At 54.9% G+C, this 16615-nt stretch carries 14 protein-coding genes and 2 tRNA genes; 11 read left to right on the forward strand and 5 right to left on the reverse strand.

What is annotated here, in order from left to right:
• The first annotated feature begins 26 nt into the window (after positions 1 to 26).
• From Q4C79_RS05420 to Q4C79_RS05435, 4 genes are all read left to right on the forward strand, one after another.
• Positions 27 to 103 (forward strand) — tRNA-Met (locus Q4C79_RS05420).
• Positions 104 to 107: 4 nt separating this feature from the next.
• Positions 108 to 183, forward strand: a tRNA-Ala gene (locus Q4C79_RS05425).
• A gap of 287 nt (positions 184 to 470) precedes the next feature.
• Positions 471 to 1451, forward strand: a complete 981-nt coding sequence (locus tag Q4C79_RS05430) for a DnaJ C-terminal domain-containing protein (RefSeq protein WP_303090005.1) — start codon at positions 471 to 473, stop codon at positions 1449 to 1451.
• A 35-nt stretch (positions 1452 to 1486) separates the two neighbouring features.
• Positions 1487 to 1786 (forward strand): chaperone modulator CbpM, encoded by a 300-nt coding sequence (locus Q4C79_RS05435; RefSeq protein WP_303090006.1) that lies wholly within the window; start codon positions 1487 to 1489, stop codon positions 1784 to 1786.
• A 100-nt stretch (positions 1787 to 1886) separates the two neighbouring features.
• On the opposite strand, the gene Q4C79_RS05440 is transcribed toward Q4C79_RS05435, so the two are convergent.
• The 5 genes from Q4C79_RS05440 to Q4C79_RS05460 form a co-directional block, all read right to left on the reverse strand.
• Positions 1887 to 2831: a bile acid:sodium symporter family protein gene (locus Q4C79_RS05440; protein WP_303090007.1), complete on the reverse strand. Its 945-nt coding sequence runs from the start codon at positions 2829 to 2831 to the stop codon at positions 1887 to 1889.
• Between the two features lie 360 nt (positions 2832 to 3191).
• The gene (locus tag Q4C79_RS05445; protein WP_303090025.1) at positions 3192 to 3809 is read right to left on the reverse strand and encodes a TIGR01621 family pseudouridine synthase; all 618 of its coding nucleotides are present in this window, start codon (positions 3807 to 3809) and stop codon (positions 3192 to 3194) included.
• Between the two features lie 172 nt (positions 3810 to 3981).
• Positions 3982 to 4545 carry a Spy/CpxP family protein refolding chaperone gene (locus Q4C79_RS05450; protein ID WP_303090008.1) on the reverse strand — a complete coding sequence of 188 codons (564 nt, stop codon included), beginning with the start codon at positions 4543 to 4545 and terminating at the stop codon, positions 3982 to 3984.
• Between the two features lie 372 nt (positions 4546 to 4917).
• Positions 4918 to 5874 carry a peptidylprolyl isomerase gene (locus Q4C79_RS05455; protein WP_303090009.1) on the reverse strand — a complete coding sequence of 319 codons (957 nt, stop codon included), beginning with the start codon at positions 5872 to 5874 and terminating at the stop codon, positions 4918 to 4920.
• A complete protein-coding gene (locus Q4C79_RS05460) occupies positions 5871 to 8189 on the reverse strand; it encodes an LPS-assembly protein LptD (protein WP_303090010.1) in 2319 nt (772 codons plus the stop codon). The genes Q4C79_RS05455 and Q4C79_RS05460 overlap by 4 nt, the downstream gene beginning before the upstream one ends.
• Positions 8190 to 8252: 63 nt before the next feature.
• On the opposite strand from Q4C79_RS05460, the gene amgK reads away from it, so the two are divergent.
• From amgK to Q4C79_RS05495, 7 genes are all read left to right on the forward strand, one after another.
• Positions 8253 to 9257, forward strand: a complete 1005-nt coding sequence (gene amgK / locus Q4C79_RS05465) for an N-acetylmuramate/N-acetylglucosamine kinase AmgK (RefSeq protein WP_303090011.1) — start codon at positions 8253 to 8255, stop codon at positions 9255 to 9257.
• Between the two features lie 79 nt (positions 9258 to 9336).
• Positions 9337 to 10875, forward strand: coding sequence for a murein biosynthesis integral membrane protein MurJ (murJ, locus tag Q4C79_RS05470; protein ID WP_303090012.1), 1539 nt, complete (start codon positions 9337 to 9339; stop codon positions 10873 to 10875).
• Positions 10876 to 11184: 309 nt separating this feature from the next.
• A complete protein-coding gene (locus Q4C79_RS05475; RefSeq protein ID WP_303090013.1) occupies positions 11185 to 12654 on the forward strand; it encodes a DASS family sodium-coupled anion symporter in 1470 nt (489 codons plus the stop codon).
• A gap of 171 nt (positions 12655 to 12825) precedes the next feature.
• Positions 12826 to 14355, forward strand: coding sequence for an iron ABC transporter permease (locus tag Q4C79_RS05480; protein WP_303090014.1), 1530 nt, complete (start codon positions 12826 to 12828; stop codon positions 14353 to 14355).
• 393 nt (positions 14356 to 14748) lie between these two features.
• Entirely contained in the window at positions 14749 to 15354 is a 606-nt protein-coding gene (locus Q4C79_RS13195; protein WP_368492211.1) for a thioesterase family protein, read from the forward strand.
• Positions 15273 to 15539 carry a hypothetical protein gene (locus Q4C79_RS13200; RefSeq protein WP_368492213.1) on the forward strand — a complete coding sequence of 89 codons (267 nt, stop codon included), beginning with the start codon at positions 15273 to 15275 and terminating at the stop codon, positions 15537 to 15539. Before Q4C79_RS13195 ends, Q4C79_RS13200 begins: the two co-directional genes overlap by 82 nt.
• Positions 15540 to 15709: 170 nt before the next feature.
• Positions 15710 to 16537 carry a p-hydroxycinnamoyl CoA hydratase/lyase gene (locus Q4C79_RS05495; RefSeq protein WP_303090016.1) on the forward strand — a complete coding sequence of 276 codons (828 nt, stop codon included), beginning with the start codon at positions 15710 to 15712 and terminating at the stop codon, positions 16535 to 16537.
• Positions 16538 to 16615 lie beyond the last annotated feature (78 nt).

Consider the following 16615-nt stretch of genomic DNA (forward strand, 5'->3'; position numbering starts at 1 on the left):
ACAGTATAGTACGCGCTTCAACACATGGCGAATTAGCTCAGTCGGTTAGAGCAGAGGAATCATAATCCTTGTGTCCGGGGTTCGAGTCCCTGATTCGCCACCAAATTGGGGGTATAGCTCAGTTGGTAGAGCGCTTGCATGGCATGCAAGAGGTCAGCGGTTCGATCCCGCTTACCTCCACCAGTTTCAAAAACAGGCCGGAAATAAAATCCGGCCTGTTTTTTATCGTCTGTGATTATTCATATTTTTTACGTTCCGGCTATTGCAAAATCCGTGCAAAGGCTCTATATCCATTCCGTTAAGCTAACCGCCGGCACCCCATAAAATCACCAATAAGAAGCTTCTACGTATCTCCCTTTCCCGTCTTGCTCCACCTTTCTACTTAACGCTGGCGAACAGACTGATTTTAACCGGCTTCATACAGCATTGAGCAAGTGCCGCCCATCGATAAAATGACATTGAGGACAACCATGGCAGACAAAAATTATTACGAGGTACTGGGCGTTGCCCCGGATGCCGACCAAGGCACCATTAAAAAAGCGTATCGCAAACTGGTGCGCAAATACCATCCGGATGTCAGCAAAGACCCGGATGCAGTTAACAAAACCGCCGAAATCAATCTGGCCTACGAAACGCTGAAGGACGCTGAAAAACGTGCCGAATACGACGAAATGCTAGCCAATCCGTTTGGCCGTCAAACCCAAGGCGGAGCACAGGATTTCGGTGGCTTCGGCCGCAGCGGTTTTGGCAACGACGGTTACAGCCGTTATGAATTCCGCAGCGGCGGTGACTTCGGTGACGGTGAGCCGTTCGGACAAGGCGATTTCAATTTTGAAGACTTGTTTTCCGCCTTCGGCCGCCAGCAACACAGCGGCTCCCGTCGCACGCAGGGCAGCGGCCCGGTCAAAGGCGAAGACCAGCATGCGGAACTGAGCATCGATATTTATGCGGCCTATACCGGCGCCGAGCGTACGCTCACCCTGAATGTACCCGGCGTAGACGAATACGGCCGCGTTTCCTACCAAGAAAAAACGCTGAACGTGAAAATTCCGCAAGGCATTGCCGAAGGCCAGCAAATCCGCCTGGCCGGGCAAGGCTTGGCGGGCTACAACGGCGGTGCCAACGGTGATTTGTATCTGAAAATCCGTTTCCACGAGCGCCCTGAACTCTATGTGCAAAACAAAAAAGACGTTTATCAAACGCTGGACGTGATGCCCTGGCAGGCGGTATTGGGCGGCAAGATTATTGTGCCGACCGCCGGCGGCCGTTTGCAGGTCAACCTGCCGGCCAACAGCCAGCACGGCAAAAGCATCCGCCTGAAAGGCAAAGGCATTCCCGCCCGCGAGCCGGGTGATTTGTATCTGAACCTGCGCATTGCGGTGCCCAAAGCAGAAAGCGAAGCCGACCGCGCCGCCTGGGAAGCGTTGGCCGCGCACTATGCGGAACGCTAAACTCCATCCGCCATACAGAACAAGGACAATACGACATGAAACAAGATATTGATATTAATGTGAGTTTTGAAGAATTGCTGGCCACCTGCTCCGCCGATCGCCAATGGCTGCTGGACTTGATTGAAGAAGAAGTGATTATTGTCGAAGGTTCGCCCGAGCAGGCGCAGTTCAGCGGCTTCCAAATGGCACGCGTACGCAAAGCCTACCGCATCGGCCACGATTTTGAAGCCAGCGTGCCCGCGCTGGGACTGATTATGCGGCTGTTGGACGAAGTGGAAGAGTTGCGCAAGCTGCAACATCCGCTCTCGTTTCTGGAAGAGAGCGAACGCAGCTAACGGCCGGCAACGGAAAACTGCTGGCTGTAAAAACCCAAATGCCTGTCTGAAAACATAAAAACGTTTTCAGACAGGCATTTGTTTTTTTTTGCAAATCCGTTTATTCGGGTGCTGACTGCCTTTGCGCCTTGGCCGCCCAATAGGAAGCCAACAGCGAGCCGGAGATATTGTGCCACACGCTGAAAATGGCGCTGGGTACGGCGGCCAGCGGGCCGAAATAAGCGGCGGCAAGGGCGGCGCCGAGACCTGAATTCTGCATACCCACTTCGATGGCCAGCGTTTTTTGCGCATCATAAGGCAGCTTACTGAATTTGGCCGCCAGAAAGCCCAACAGGTAGCCGATGCCGTTGTGCAAAATCACCACGGCAAAAATCAGCAGGCCGCTATCCGCCAGCTTGGGCTTACTGCCCGCCACCACCGCGCCGATAATCAGGATAATCGATACCACGGACACCAACGGCAGCATGCCGGTCGCCGCTTCGGTTTGTTTTTTGAAAAACATGTGCGCGGCAACACCCAATACAATGGGCAGCAACACCATCTGCAAAATCGAAATAAACATTTTACCGGCGGAAATATCCAGCCATTGATGAGCCAGCAGATAGAAAATGGCGGGTGTTAAGACGGGCGCCAGCAAAGTGGAAATGGAGGTTACTGCTACCGAGAGCGCGACGTTGCCGCGCGCAAGATAGGTAATCACATTGGAAGCGGTGCCGCCCGGGCAGGAACCGACCAATATCACGCCCACCGCAATCTCCGGCGGCAGCTTAAAAACTAGCGCCAGAACATAAGCGGTAAACGGCATAACCAGAAACTGCGCCAGCACGCCCACCACCACGGCTTTGGGATGCTGGCCGAGGATTTTGAAATCGGCCGGCGCCAGCGTCAGCCCCATACCGAACATCACGATGCCCAGCAGCCAAGGCACCAGCGGCAGCAGCATTTTGAAGGTTTCGGGCATCAGATAGCCCAGTACGGCCAGCAGGGCCGCCCAGAGCGCAAAGGTCTTGCCGACAAATTGGCTCAACCGGATAAGCGTTTGCATATTGTGGTTCCGTTTCGTGAAAATCCGTTAAGGATACACGGATTAGCCGTTTGACAAAACCCTGTTTACAAACAGTCAGGGGCCTTTGCAAAATTCTTTTCGATAACTGAAAACACTTGCGTCATGCTCGGGCTTGACCCGATCATCTTTTTGTTTTGAAAGAAAAAGCAGATACTCGGGTCAAGCCCGAGTATGACGAGATATCAATAAATTCAGGATTAAAAAGTTTTTTGCAAAGGTCTCAGTCAATAAGCTCTAGGCCTGTCTGAAACGAAATCCGCCCTCAGGCGGTGTATTCGGCTTACTGAGTAACACAACCCGCTATGCCCGGGCACCTTGAGTTTTCAGCAAATCGATCGACTATCCATCCGCCGGCAACGGCCAAGCATCACCCGGCGGCGCTTCGACGCTATAGACTTCGCCGCGAAAAGGAAAAGCCAAACGCCAAGCGTGCAAATACAGGCGCTCGGCCGGTGTACCGCCGTAGAGGGTGTCGCCGATTATCGGGCTGCCGATGCTTTTCATCGCGACGCGCAACTGGTGGGTTTTGCCGGTAAGCGGCTGCAACACAAACAAACGTCGACCGGTACCGGCGCTTTGACTGGTAAAACGGGTTTGTGCAGGATTTTCCATGCTGCGGGTCAACTTCCAGGCCGATTGGCGGCTGCGTACCATATCGCCTTTTATCCAGCCTTGTTTTTTCGCGGGTTTGCGATCGCTAAGCGCAAGATAAGTTTTGGCCGCTTCGCGGTTGGCAAACGCCTGCGCCAGCTCGGATGCCGCTTGGGCATTGAGCGCCAGCAGCAACACGCCGCTGGTGGGTTTGTCGAGCCGGTGCACCAGCCAAACCTGCGGCAGGCCGAGCTGATGGGCCAGCGTTTCGGTGAGGCCGCGTTCGGCCTGATCGCGGTGTACCGATAATCCGGCGGGTTTGTTAATCACCACAAAATCGGTGTGTTGCAGCAGGATATCCAACATGGTTTCAGACAGGCATGGAACGGTCAATCAGGTGGGCGATTATAGCAGCAGCTTATTTTGCTATAGTGATTTAAATTAGGTTAAACAAATGGTTCCGCCCCGCATATCAACAAAATGCCTGTCTGAAAATATTTTCAGACAGGCATTTGCTAAAAATAATCGGCCGATTCGGTTACTGCGAAGCTTGGCCGGCGGCCGGCATAGCCGGGCGTGGTTCGCCGCCGCGACGCTCGCCGCGTTCGCCTTTAGCGCCGCGCTGTTCGGCACGCGCCTGCTTCATGTCTTGCCATTGTTTTTGCTGCTCGGGTGTGAGCACTTGGAAAATCTGATGACGCACGCGCATTTGTTGCAACATCATATCGGCATGACGTTGTTGCTGGCCGGCGATCAGTTGTCGGGCAGCATTTTCGTCGAAGGTTCGGCTGCTGATCAGCGCCTGCTCGGCGGCGCGCTGTTGTTCAAACTCGGCGCGGCGCACATCTTGGTTTTGATCGGCTTGCGCCGGGCGGTTATTGTTTAAAATGGTTTGGATTTGCTGTTTCTGCGCATCGCTCAAATTTAGGCGCTCGAAACCGTAAGGCAAACCGTCGCGGCCTTGTTTGTGTTCGCCGTGCATTTTCTTTCCCGAACCTTGGCGGTGGTCGCCGTCCCGGCCGTCTTTGTCATGGCGGTCGGAAGCGCAAGCAGTCAGGCCTACTGTGGCAGCCAGAGCGGTCAGGGCAATCAGTTTTTTCATGTGTTTTATCCTTTTGTGGTCATTGGTTTTTATCATTAGAAATGCATTAAGAGTGCTGCAAAAGCGGGGGAGCTCTCTATGCATAGTTGTATTTTGTATTTAAGCGCCTTTGCCAAAGCCTCGGCCGTTATCGTTCGAATACGGAGGCTATATTAACCAAATGTTGTGTAAACAGCGGTATTTCCTAGGTTAAAGCGGCTTGATTTGTTGTAATGATTTGCGGCTGTTAAAGCTAATACGGTTAACTTCATGTAATTTTTCCGAACTTAGCCCGGCGATCGTGAACGTGCTTAACATAACGGTTAGCGTAAAACAAATGCCTGTCTGAAAATTTTGCTTTCAGACAGGCATGGTTGTTTATATGGACATGGTTTAGCGGATGTCGATATAAGCACCTTGATGCAATTGTTTCAACAGATTGGTAATGGCCTGATTGGATTTTTGCTCGGCCAATTGGCTGCGCACGGCATTGCGCGTTCTCTCTTGCGGTGTGCCGGTTTCGCGTATTTCGTTCAGCTTAATGATGTGCCAACCGAACTGGCTGCGTACCGGTGCGCTGACTTGGCCGGGTTTGAGCTGGTGCACGGCGTTTTCAAAATCGGGCACCATCTGGCCGTCGCTGAACCATCCCAAATCGCCGCCGTTGGCTGCGCTGCCGTTGTCGGCAGAATATTGGCGGGCCAATTGGTCGAAACTCTGGCCGCTGCGCGCCTGTTCCCAGATTTTACGCACTTCGGTTTGGGTAGCGCGCGGGTTGGTAGCATCTTCGCGAATCAGGATATGCTGTGCGCGGTATTGCAAAACCGGCGAACCTTCCGGCAACGCTTGCCCCGCCGCCTGCGCTTTCGCAATGGCGGCATCCACTTCCTGATCGCTCACGCGGGCGTTTTCCATCATCACTTGCTCCTGCACTTTGCGGGTGATGATGCTGTCGGCTACGCTGCTGCGTGTGGCTTCTCGACTTAGCCCGTTTTTGGCGGAAGCGGCGTAAAACTGCTCGGGCGTCATTTTACGTGCGGCGGCGGTTTGTGCGACAACCTGATCGATTTCGGCATCGCTGGCCTGAATATTGCGGCGTTTACCGGCTTGCGCCACCAATGATTGGTTAATCATCTGGTTGAGCACTTGGCGGCGGAAATCGGATTCGGTCATGCCTTTCGGTTTTTCCGAGGCTACCCGGGCCACGGCAGCATTGAGCTGGCGCTGGGTGATAATCTCGTTGTCGGCTACGGCGGCTATGCTGTCAACCGCTTTGACTTCGGCAGCGGAAACGTGGCTGAAAGCTGCCAAAGCGGCGGCTGTCAGCATCAATTTTTTGATGGAATTCATTTTTTCATTACCTCATGGGTTGGGCTGTAGCCTGGAACGACCAGACGCAGTTTTTCAGATGGATTGTTGCCGATATTGCTCAAATCTTTCAATTGCAGATTAAAGAACACGCCGTTTTTGTACGAATTCAGGCTGTTGACATAACGCTGGCCGACCACGCTGGCGCTCCAGCAGCCGCAGCCGCTGCGGTATTCCAAGCCGACTAATTGTTCCAGCGGCTTTTTTACGTCCAAGTCGTAATTGAAACGGGCGACGGCGGATAGCTGGCGGGTAATCGGCCATTGTGCGCCGATATCAATCTGCTTGAGTTTGTCGTAATAATAGTTACCGTCGTCTTGCAGATAAATCGGCTCGTTGCGGCCATATTTATAGCGAACGCTCAAGGCCTTGCCCGGCTCGGGGTTGTACAACAGACCGGTATCCAAGTTTTCCCAGCGACGGAGGTTTTGATTGTAGTGCACGATCGCATGTGCACTGACCGATTCGCTGATCTGGCCTTGCCCGAAGGCTATCCAGTCGGAACGGTTGCGTTGGTAACGGCTGACGCTGCCGTCGAGCAATACATTATCGGTGGTGAAATAGTATTTCTGGCCGATACCGGCACGCAGGCGCTCGGCACCGGTTTTATCATCGAGATAACGGGTTTGCAAAGCGGCGGTGAGGCTGTTGGCCGAATTGATGCGGTCGTTACCCGAATAAAGGTTCTCGCGGAACAATTGCTCGTAGCTGAAGCTGTTTTCCGAAGAGTCGAAATTGGGCAAATCGTTTTGCGACTTGGTGGGAATGTAGTTATAAAACAGGCGCGGTTCCAGTGTTTGGACAAAATCATGGCCGAACAGACGGGTTTGCCGCTCGAAGGTCATGCCAGCATCGATGTTGAAAATCGGCAGGGTGCGGCTGACGCTGCGGCCCGGATTGTTTTCAAAATCATCCAAATCGTAGAAGGTATAATGCACACCGAGTTTGGGGCTGATAAAACCCCATTCGTTGTGCAGATTCCAGCGTACGCTGGGATAGAACACCGCACGGTTACCCGATTGTTTGCTATCGTGGTCAAAACGGGTGAACTGGCCGAACAAATCTACCTGTGCGTTGCCGATGTTTTTGTTCCAGGTGCCTTGCAGGCGCGGCAAGATGGCATAGGGTTCGTCTTTATAGCCGTAAATATTGGCCAGTGTTTGGTATTTCTGTACGGTGAAGTGGCCGTTGAGTGCGCCGCCCCACAGGGTGTCGTTGTAATTGAGCCAAACTTGGCGGTTGAGGTTGACGTTGGCTGCGATGTCGTCTTGACCGTAGAAGTCGCGGTAGTAGTCGTTGTCGGAAACGCGGTTATAGTCGATGCCGCCGCTGAGCTTCGAAGTGAATTGCTGGTTATGGTTTAACTTGAACTGGTAGCGGTTGTTGTGTTCGCTTTTGCGGTCGTCGGGCATCCAGGTACCTTCAACCTGGCCGGCGTATTTCGGTTGCAGGTAGCGGAATTGTCCACCGATACGCGCACCGCGGCTGCCGATAACGCCGGGGGTGATGGTGGCGTCGTAATTGGGCGCGAGGTTCAAATAATAGGGCAAATCCAGCTCGAGGCCGTCTGAACCGAGGCCGACGGTGGGCACCAACAAACCGCTTTTGCGGTTGCCGTTGAGCGGGAAATCGGCCCACGGCGTGTAGAGCACCGGTACGCCGCCGAACACCAGCTTGGCATTTTTCGCCACGCCTACACCTTGCTCATAATCCGCCTCGATGCTGTCTGCCTGGATATACCAACTGGCGTCACCGCGCTGGCAGGTGTTGAATTTGGTGTCTTGTAGGTGGTAACGGTTTTTACCCTGTAATTGGCCTTGCGCGCTCACCGCCTGCAAGCGGCGGCCTTCGTGTTCGGTTTCCAGCCGCAGGTTTTCGCCGCTACCGGTGCTGTCGGACAGTTTGTATTCCAATTTGCCGCCGGTTACCACGCTGCCGTTGTCATACAGCACGAACGAATCGCCGGCGGTAACGGTTTCGGTTTGCTGGTTGTAATCCACCCACTGTGCGTTGAGCACCTGACTATTGCGCTCAATGATGACATTTCCTTCGGCGCGTACGCTCACTTTGCTCTGTCCGCCGACTTCATCGGCGGTAATCCGGGTGTAGTCGGTCGGCAGCGCCGCTTCGCCGCTGGTTTCCACTGTAGGCGCGGAGGCTGCCGCAGCCGAAAGTTCGGCCGGATTGCAATTTAGGCAGGTGCTGCCCAGCGACAGGTCATCGGCATATGCCGCTTGTGCGCCGAACGCGATGCCCAGCCCCCATACCACGGGTTTTAATCTAAACAAACGTGCCAAAATATCACCTTAAATCGGTTTTGCCAGTTAAAATAGCGTTTATTTTAACCCGAAAACCCAATCATGCAACGACAAAACGAATTAAAAAGCTGGTTGCACAGCGTTTATCCCGATGCGACTTTCGAATTGAGCTTTGCGGCGGCCGATGCGGATTTCCGCCGTTATTTCCGCGCGACTTTTTCAGACGGGCATAGCGTAATCTGCATGGATGCGCCGCCGGACAAAATGAGCGTGGCGCCCTATCTGAAGGTACAAAAACTGTTTGACATGGTAAACGTGCCGCAAGTTCTGGCGGTAAACGAAGCAGACGGCTTTATGGCACTCTCCGATTTGGGCAACACCACTTTCCTAACCGCCATGCAGTTCGACACTCGCGAAGAAGTGCATAAAACCCTGCTCCTTGAAGCGATAGACGAGTTGGTGGTTTTGCAAACCGCCAGCCGACCCGGCCAATTGCCGCCCTATGATCACGAAGTGATGCTGCGCGAGATTAACCTTTTTCCCGAATGGTTTGCCGCCAAGGAATTGGGCACGCCGTTTAATGAGGCGCAAAATGCTTTGTGGCGGCAAACGGCCGATACGCTGCTGCCGCCCTTGCTGGCGCAGCCGCAAGTGTATGTACACCGCGATTTTATCGTACGCAATCTGATGCTGACCAACGGCCGCCCCGGCGTATTGGATTTTCAGGATGCACTCTACGGCCCGGTTTCCTATGATTTGGTGTCGCTGCTGCGCGATGCGTTTATCGAGTGGGAAGAAGAATTCGTGCTGGATTTGGTAATCCGCTATTGGGAAAAAGCGCGCGCCTCCGGTTTGCCGGTGCCCGATGCTTTCGATGAGTTTTACCGCAACTTCGAATGGATGGGCGTACAACGCCATTTGAAAGTGGCCGGTATTTTCGCCCGCCTCTACCACCGCGACGGCAAAGACAAATACCGCCCGGAAATTCCGCGCTTCCTCAATTATCTGCGCCGCACTTCGCGCCGCTACCATGAGTTGGCACCGCTTTATGCGCTGCTGCTGAGCTTGGTCGGCGACGAAGAGCGGGAAACGGGCTTTACGTTTTAAACCACGGCGAAACCGGGCCGATGCCTGTCTGAAAAATAATGCCTGTCTGAAAAAATAAAATCATTTTAAGAAATACACTATGAATCTACTCGGTGCGCTGGCAAGAGTCGGCAGTCTCACCATGGTGTCGCGGATACTGGGTTTTATCCGCGATGCTATTATTGCGCGCGCTTTCGGTGCCGGTATGGCGACGGATGCGTTTTTTGTGGCCTTCAAGCTGCCCAACCTGTTGCGGCGGATTTTTGCCGAAGGGGCGTTCTCGCAAGCCTTCGTGCCGATTTTGGCGGAATACAAGCAAACCCGCTCGCCGGAAGCCACCCAAGCTTTCGTACAGCATGTAGCCGGTATGCTCACTTTCGCCCTCACCCTCATCACCGCCATCGGTATTTTGGCGGCACCGTGGATCATCACCGCATCGGCGGCGGGCTTTCTCAAACATCCCGACAAATTCGCGCTCTCCGTTGAATTGTTAAAGGTGGTTTGGCCTTATATCCTGCTGATTTCGCTCTCGTCTTTCGTCGGCTCGATACTCAACACCTATCATAAATTCAGCATTCCGGCGTTTACCCCCACGCTGCTGAACATTTCGTTTATCGTGTTTGCGCTGTGGCTGGCGCCTTATTTCGATCCGCCGGTGATGGCGCTGGCGTGGGCGGTGTTTGTCGGCGGTTTGCTGCAACTGGTGTTTCAACTGCCTTGGCTCTTTAAATTGGGCTTTCTGAAAATGCCCAAGTTAAGCTTTCATGATCCGGCGGTTAACCGCGTGATGAAACAGATGGCGCCGGCGCTGCTGGGCGTGAGCGTGGCGCAGATTTCGCTGGTGATCAACACCATTTTCGCTTCGTTCCTGCAATCGGGCAGCGTATCTTGGATGTATTACGCCGACCGCCTGATGGAGTTGCCCACCGGCGTATTGGGCGTGGCACTGGGCACCATTTTGCTGCCCACTTTGTCCAAACACGTGGCCAGCAAAAACACTGCCGAATTTTCCAACCTGCTCGATTGGGGCCTGCGCCTTTGCATGCTGCTGGCGCTGCCGGCGGCGGTGGCGCTGGCGGTATTGTCTTTCCCGCTGATTGCCACGCTGTTTATGTACCGCCAATTTACGCTGTTTGACGCGCAGATGACGCAAACCGCGCTGATTGCCTATTCCATCGGCCTGCTGGGCATGATTGTGGTGAAAGTGCTGGCGCCCGGTTTTTACGCCAGCCAGGATATCCGTACGCCGGTGCGAATCGCCATTTTCTCGCTGGTGGCCACCCAACTGATGAACCTGGCTTTTATCGGCCCGTTCAAACATGCCGGCCTGGCACTTTCCATCGGGCTGGGCGCCTGCCTCAACGCCGGTTTGCTCTATATCCTGCTGCGCAAAAAAGGCTTATACCGCCCGGGCAAGGGCTGGCGTGCGTTTCTGCTGAAACTGGCCGCCGCGCTCGTGATCATGGGCGGCGGATTGTGGCTGGTACAGGATTATCTGCAACTGCAATGGGCGCAAGTCAACGGCTGGCAGCGCGTATTGCAACTGAGCGGGCTGATTGCGCTGGGCGTGGTGCTGTATTTCGGCTCGCTGGCGGCCTTGGGCTTTAGGCCGCGCGACTTCAAGCGCTCGGAACATTAAGCAAAACGGTCATCCTGATTTGTAAGCGTTTCATACTAAAAAATACTCGGGCCGCCCCGAGTATTTTTTATTACTGAACGGTATCGCACATTTAAGCTCTTTACGCCTGAAGATTTTTTCAGACAGGCATAGCAAAAACCGCCCCGTCTTGCCAACCCAACCAAATTCTTGCTACGCCCCGCAATTTAATGTCGGCAATCTTCCTATTTGTGCCATATCAGAATACGGTATGCGAATGCGTGGTAAAGTTGTGGCCATTATTTGCGCATGAACAGCCGCTGTTTACCCACCTCGTCGGAGTATTCAAAAATGGAAGAAAAATTAGGTTTCAAGCCCTTGCCTGCCGCCATTGCCCTCGGTTTGGCGCTGTTGATTTGGTTCGTGATTCCGGTGCCCGAGGGCGTTACCCCGCAAGCTTGGCATTTGTTGGCGATGTTTGTCGGCGTGATTGCCGCGATTATCGGCAAAGCAATGCCGATCGGCGCCATCTCGATTATCGCGATTATGCTGGTGGCGATTACCGGCGTAACCTCCGACAAACCGGCCGATGCGATGAAAGACGCCTTGAGCAGTTTCTCCAGCCCGCTGATTTGGTTGATCGGTGTGGCCATCATGATTTCGCGCGGTATTTTGAAAACCGGCTTGGGCGCGCGCATCGGTTATCTGTTTATTTCGGTGTTCGGCAAGAAAACGCTGGGCATCGGCTACAGCCTGGCCTTATCCGAGCTGCTGCTGGCGCCGGTTACGCCGAGCAACACCGCGCGCGGCGGCGGCATCATCCACCCGGTGATGAAAGCGATTGCCTCAAGCTACGATTCCGACCCGGAAAAAGGCACGCAAGGCCGCATGGGCAAATATCTGGCGCTGGTCAACTACCACAGCAACCCGATTACTTCGGCGATGTTCATCACCGCTACCGCACCCAACCCGCTGGTGGTCGACATCGTGGCCAAAACCACCAACACCAATATCCACTTAAGCTGGAGCACTTGGGCGCTGGCGATGTTATTGCCGGGCTTGGCGGCGATTGCGCTGATGCCGCTGGTGCTGTATTTCTTTTATCCGCCCGAAATCAAACAAACGCCGAACGCCGCCGAATTTGCCAAACAAAAACTGGCCGAGCAAGGCCCGATGAGCCGCGGCGAAAAAATCATGCTGGCGATTTTCGCCATATTGCTGATTTTGTGGGCGGGCGTACCGGCGATGCTGTTTGGCAAAGCCTATGCGGTTGACGCCACCACCACCGCCTTTATCGGCTTGAGCCTGCTGCTGCTCTCCGGCGTGCTCACTTGGGACGACATCCTGAAAGAAAAAAGCGCTTGGGACACCATTACTTGGTTCGCCGCCTTGGTGATGATGGCCACTTTTCTCAACAAACTGGGTCTGATTACTTGGTTCTCCGCCATGCTCAGCAACAGCATCGAACACTTGGGCATAGGCTGGATGGGCGCTTCGGCCTTATTGTTGCTGGCCTACATGTATGCCCACTATATGTTTGCCAGCACCACCGCCCACATCACCGCCATGTTCGGCGCCTTCTACGCCGCCGGCCTGGCACTGGGCGCGCCGCCGATGCTGTTTGCCCTTCTGATGGCCGCCGCCTCCAGCATCATGATGACGCTGACCCATTACGCCACAGGCACCTCGCCGGTGATTTTCGGCTCGGGTTACACCACGCTGGCCGAATGGTGGAAAGCCGGTTTTATCATGAGCGTGGTCAATCTGGCGGTATTCGTGATCGTCGGCGCGGTTTGGTGGAAAATGCTGGGCTATTATTGATCCGAGCGGTTTGAACCGCTGAAATGCCTGTCTGAAAATGTTTCAGACAGGCATTTCATCTATCTTTTTGCCGATTCGGCCGAAACAGCCGCTTGTTTTGCTTTCAGACAGGCATTCCCGGTTTCTTTGCTATACTGCCATTGTCTTCCCTTTATTTGCATTCATCACACCATGCGCCTTCTCTCCACCCTGCTGCTGGCCTTGATTCCGCTCGCCTTTCTCGGCGTGATGGTGGCCGCTCCCCTGTGGGCGCTGGCCGACTACGGCGGCAGTGCGCAATGGCGCGAAACCTTGGCCGATCCCTACATCCGCGAACGCATTGTCTGGACGCTTACCCAAGCGCTGATCAGCTGCCTACTCACCTTTCTGCTGTCGCTGCCGATTGCCTGGACACTGGCACGCATCGAGTTTCGCGGCCGCCGCCTGATCTTGCGGCTGCTGATGCTGCCCTTCGTAATGCCCACACTGGTGGCCGCCATGGGCGTGCTGGCGCTGTTCGGTGCCCGCGGCCTGCTGTTGCCCGGCTGGCAGGACACACCGTATTTATTACTTTACGGCAATGTGTTTTTCAACTTACCGGTAATGGTGCGCGCCGCCTACCAAGGCCTGCAACAAGTACCGGCTCACCGGCTGCAAGCCGCGCAAACGCTGGGCGCCGGCGGCTGGCAGCGGTGGCGGCACGTCGAATGGCCGGCATTACGCCCTTGGCTGGCCGGCGGCGCCTCTCTGGTGTTTCTCTACTGCTTCTCCGGCTTCGGCCTCGCCCTTTTGCTGGGCGGCAACCGCTACGCCACCGTCGAAGTCGCCATTTACCGCCTCATCGCAGTGGAACTCAACATCGAACAAGCCGCTGTACTGGTGTGGCTGGTACTGGCGATCACCGGCTTGGCCGGCGGCGCTTACGCCCTCATCAGCCGCCGCACCGTCAGCGCCGCATCGGTGCAAGCCGCCGTTCCCCAACCCTGCCGCAACCTGCCGCAACGCCTACTGCTCTCCTGTTCGCTGCTTCTGTTAACCCTGTGCTGCGCCCTGCCGCTGGCCGCCATCGCCGCGCAAGCCGCCATGGCCGGCGCCTCTTGGCGGGTACTGGCGGCGCCGGAAACGCTGGCGGCTTTATGGAACACCTTACGCTTTACCGGCGGCGCCATGCTGGCGGCCTCCTTGCTCGGCATTCTGCACGCCGCGCTGGCGCGCCGTCTGCCTTGGGTGCGCGGCATCACCTTTCTGCCGTTTATGGTGTCGCCCGTGTGCGTAGCCTTCGGCGTGCTGCTGCTTTACCCCGAATGGAGCGCTTCCTTGCCGCTGTTAATCGCCACTTACGCACTGCTCGCCTACCCCTTCATCACCAAAGACCTGCTCGCCGCCTGGGATGCGCTGCCCGCCTCTTATACCGCCGCCGCCCGCAGCATGGGCGCCGGCCGTTTTCAGACAGGCATCTACGTTACCGCCCCGCTGCTGCTGCCCGCCCTGCGCCGCGGGTTAACACTGGCCGCCGCCACCTGCATCGGCGAATTCGCCGCCACCCTGTTTCTCTCCCGCCCCGAATGGCAAACCCTCACCACCTTAATCTACCATCACCTCGGTCTGCCCGGCGCCGACAACCGCGATCAGGCCATGGTGCTCTCTTTTGTCTTGATGACACTGGCGCTGGCGGTTTTCCTGCTGCTGGATGCAGCGGAGAAAAAGACCGCACGCCTTTAAACCCTTACCCGTTCCGTATCCATGCCTGTCTGAAAACGGCTTGAAAGGCTTTCAGACAGGCATTTGCCTACACGCAGCCGCTTTGGCAGAACACCGCCGGCTTTTTTACACCCGTCATATTCGGGGTTGACCCGAGTATGACGCTATAGCGGATTAACTTAACTTTCGCGAAGGCTCCGCTGTGCCTTATAGCAGATTTAATTAATTTTCGATACAAGGCAGCAAGCCGCAGACAGTACAAGTAGTACGGCAAGGTGCAGCAACGCCGTAGCGAAAGTTAAGTTAATCTGCTATAGCTCAAAGAGAACGATTTTGTCAGCAGCTTCCGGCAACCTTTTCTTTTGCAGAAAAACATGATAACAATATCAATCTTCTTTATAAAAGGAGCGGAAAATGGATTTAAATCAGGCATTCGCCACACTCAAACACAGCAAGCAAATCACCGTAGGCGCCATATGGTTCCAAGGCCGCTCGCTGTTCGGCGGCGTAACCGCTGCGCTGATGTTTGCCAAACTGCAACACGTTCTCGCGCAAGCGCACCGTTTGCGCAGCATGACGGTCAATTTCGTCGCTCCGATCGATGCCGCTTCGCCCGTAGAATTAGACGCCCGGATTCTGCGGCGGGGCAAATCGGTGGTACAAGGCGAAGTGCATTTATTGCAGAACGGCGAAACGGCGGCCGTTATGCTGGCCAGTTTCGGCGCAGCCCGCCCTTCGCAAGCCTTGCAGACGGATTTACCGCCGCCGCCGAAATGGCCGCCGCCCGGCACCTTGCTTACCAAAAAAGATTTAAACGGCTTGCCGCTGCCGTTTCTGCACTATCTGGACCTACGCTGGGCACAAGGCGCAGAAGCCTTTTCCGGCGCCCCAAACGCCTCGTTCGGCGCCTATACGCGCTTTCAAAACCAGCAAGGCGCATTCACCCTGGCGCATCTGATCGCCCTAGCCGACGGCTTCCCGCCCTCACCCTCCGTCCTGCTCAAACATATCGCCCCATGAGCAGCCTGACTTGGACGCTGGAGTTGCTGCACGAGCCCGAAAACATCGGCATGGAAGACTTTTGGCAATACCAAGTCGCCACCGATTACGCCGCAGAGGGCTACGGCCACAGCGAAGCGAGAATGTGGGACAAAAACGGGCGCTTAACCCTGATCAGCCGCCAAACGGTAACCCTATTCGGCTAAACCAAACAGCCTTTCTCGTTTCATTATATTTTTTATAAAAAAATCATATATTTAAATAAAAATATCAGCTGATTATTCTCATTACCAGCAAACCTGCTTGATATATCAATTTGGTTGATATTATACTAATTCCCAAAGCAACCGCCGAATTGACACGAAGGAGAGAAAACATGTCCTATGAAAACCGCTGGCAAACCGTAAAAGTGGAAGTAAGCAAGCAAATCGCCTGGGTCTTCCTCAACCGCCCCGAAAAGCGCAACGCCATGAGCCCGACCTTAAACCGCGAAATGGCCGACGTATTGGAAACCTTGGAGCAGGATGCCGACGTCGGCGTGGTGGTGATTACCGGCGAGGGCAGCGCGTGGACGGCCGGCATGGATTTGAAGGAATACTTCCGCGAAACCGACGGTCTGCCGGAAATCGCCCAAGAAAAAGCACGGCGCGAGGCATGCAAATGGCAGTGGCAGATGCTACGCTTTTATGCCAAACCCACCATTGCCATGGTCAACGGCTGGTGCTTCGGCGGCGCTTTCTCACCGCTGGTGGCCTGCGATCTGGCGATTGCGGCCGATGAAGCGGTGTTCGGCTTGTCGGAAATCAACTGGGGCATTCCGCCGGGTAATCTGGTGAGCAAAGCAATGGCCGATACGGTCGGCCACCGCCAGTCGCTGTACTACATCATGACCGGCGAAACCTTCAACGGCAAACAGGCCGCAGAAATGGGTTTGGTCAACAAGAGCGTACCCTTGGCGGATTTGCGCGCGGAAGTGGAAAAACTGTGCCTGACCCTGCTGGAGAAAAATCCGGTGGTGCTGCGCTATGCAAAAAACGGCTTCAAACGCTGCCGCGAGCTGACTTGGGATCAAAACGAAGATTATCTGTACGCCAAGCTTGATCAGGCATTGTTCCGCGATCCGGAAGGCGGCCGCGCGGAAGGCATGCGCCAATTTCTGGATGAAAAAAGCATCAAACCGGGCCTGCAAACCTATAAACGCTAAGCAGAATGCTTTTGCAAACAGCCAGACCACTATGCCTGTCTGAAAACCGAAAAACGGAGCTTTGCCCGCTAAAAAATC

The sequence above is a fragment of the Neisseria sp. genome (assembly GCF_030523955.1).
GTDB lineage: Bacteria > Pseudomonadota > Gammaproteobacteria > Burkholderiales > Neisseriaceae > Neisseria.

Excerpts from the sequence above, each read along its gene's own strand:
- Q4C79_RS05430 (WP_303090005.1), top strand. The coding sequence starts at position 471 with ATGGCAGACAAAAATTATTACGAGGTACTGGGCGTTGCCCCGGATGCC.
- Q4C79_RS05435 (WP_303090006.1), top strand. The coding sequence starts at position 1,487 with ATGAAACAAGATATTGATATTAATGTGAGTTTTGAAGAATTGCTGGCC.
- Q4C79_RS05440 (WP_303090007.1), bottom strand. The coding sequence starts at position 2,831 with ATGCAAACGCTTATCCGGTTGAGCCAATTTGTCGGCAAGACCTTTGCG.
- Q4C79_RS05445 (WP_303090025.1), bottom strand. The coding sequence starts at position 3,809 with ATGTTGGATATCCTGCTGCAACACACCGATTTTGTGGTGATTAACAAA.
- Q4C79_RS05450 (WP_303090008.1), bottom strand. The coding sequence starts at position 4,545 with ATGAAAAAACTGATTGCCCTGACCGCTCTGGCTGCCACAGTAGGCCTG.
- Q4C79_RS05455 (WP_303090009.1), bottom strand. The coding sequence starts at position 5,874 with ATGAATTCCATCAAAAAATTGATGCTGACAGCCGCCGCTTTGGCAGCT.
- amgK (WP_303090011.1), top strand. The coding sequence starts at position 8,253 with ATGCAACGACAAAACGAATTAAAAAGCTGGTTGCACAGCGTTTATCCC.
- murJ (WP_303090012.1), top strand. The coding sequence starts at position 9,337 with ATGAATCTACTCGGTGCGCTGGCAAGAGTCGGCAGTCTCACCATGGTG.
- Q4C79_RS05475 (WP_303090013.1), top strand. The coding sequence starts at position 11,185 with ATGGAAGAAAAATTAGGTTTCAAGCCCTTGCCTGCCGCCATTGCCCTC.
- Q4C79_RS05480 (WP_303090014.1), top strand. The coding sequence starts at position 12,826 with ATGCGCCTTCTCTCCACCCTGCTGCTGGCCTTGATTCCGCTCGCCTTT.
- Q4C79_RS13195 (WP_368492211.1), top strand. The coding sequence starts at position 14,749 with ATGGATTTAAATCAGGCATTCGCCACACTCAAACACAGCAAGCAAATC.
- Q4C79_RS05495 (WP_303090016.1), top strand. The coding sequence starts at position 15,710 with ATGTCCTATGAAAACCGCTGGCAAACCGTAAAAGTGGAAGTAAGCAAG.